This window comes from Proteus sp. fly-1008 (assembly GCF_040140305.1).
GTDB lineage: Bacteria > Pseudomonadota > Gammaproteobacteria > Enterobacterales > Enterobacteriaceae > Proteus > Proteus vulgaris_B.
Window position 1 is genome coordinate 1 of sequence record NZ_JBEEWH010000049.1, and the last position, 986, is coordinate 986.

Annotated in this window: 3 protein-coding genes; all 3 read right to left on the reverse strand. The window is 40.2% G+C overall.

Annotation, left to right across the window (positions count from 1 at the left end; translation table 11 throughout):
- Positions 1-97 precede the first annotated feature (97 nt).
- Positions 98-226, reverse strand: coding sequence for a protein NinF (locus tag ABN256_RS19095; protein WP_349439935.1), 129 nt, complete (start codon positions 224-226; stop codon positions 98-100).
- Positions 223-720, reverse strand: coding sequence for a hypothetical protein (locus tag ABN256_RS19100; RefSeq protein ID WP_349439936.1), 498 nt, complete (start codon positions 718-720; stop codon positions 223-225). Before ABN256_RS19100 ends, ABN256_RS19095 begins: the two co-directional genes overlap by 4 nt.
- On the reverse strand, positions 717-986 hold a 270-nt coding region (locus ABN256_RS19105; protein WP_349439937.1), incomplete at its 5' end, for a hypothetical protein. The genes ABN256_RS19100 and ABN256_RS19105, both read right to left, overlap by 4 nt.

The following is a 986-nucleotide window of genomic DNA, read 5'->3' on the forward strand; positions in this document are numbered from 1 at the left end:
TATTGCGACAAATTTTCCATAGCGTAATAAATTGGCATTAAACATTGGTTCAAACTCCTTTTGTGGTTTCTTTGGATGTTTATGTTTGTGTTTATATTTACTGCGATACCTCGCCATCTCCACCTCCATCAACGTTATCAACTAAATGAGCGTATTCATCAGCACACTGAGCACACACATAAATTTCATCATCTGTTAGTGGTCTATTGCATGATTGGCAGTTCATTGAACAACTCCCTTCGGTATCCCTTCATATATTTCATGCAAGTGGCCTCGAATTTGTAACCTACGAAGGGCGCTATACATGTGATCACACTCGGCCTGTTTGTTTGCATTAAATGGTTTTCTGTCATACCAGTATGTATTGGGAGGCCAGCCATGAACCTTGAAAACTCTTTTTCCTTTCGCGTGCAAAAGACCCCACCCATCAGGTAAGTCTTCTGGTTTAATGATATCTGGAGGTGATATGAAAAATCGCCAATCACCCATACCCCTATCAGGATCTACTCGAAAATGTTTTTTCTTATCAGCAAGGAAATCTGAACGACTCACTTTCGCTTCTAATAAACAACTAACACCACATCTAAACCCAATTGCATCTGGTTGCTCGCCAGTTCCATTGCTAGACTGAAACCTGTCACCAAAGGCAACCTTGAATCCATTACTTTGCAGAAATTTGACAGCTATTTCACACAGGTCATCATGAGTTAACTCGCTCACACTCTCACCCCACTCAATAAAGAATCAAACTTCATCAACATCGGATTACCCATACCTGAGACGCTGGCCTTATCAACAAACTTAATTCCGCACTTTGTCTTTGTTGATACTTTAGGCTCCTTGACTGGCGCTAACTTTGGCTTAACGGGCATATTCTCTAAACATTCACGCTCATATTGCTGACGCAATGTTGTAATTGAGTCAGATTTAACTTTGTAAATATTGAACATCCTGGAGTATTCATTTCTCCTTTTCCCTGTAATAGT

Excerpts from the sequence above, each read along its gene's own strand:
- ABN256_RS19095 (WP_349439935.1), bottom strand. The coding sequence starts at position 226 with ATGAACTGCCAATCATGCAATAGACCACTAACAGATGATGAAATTTAT.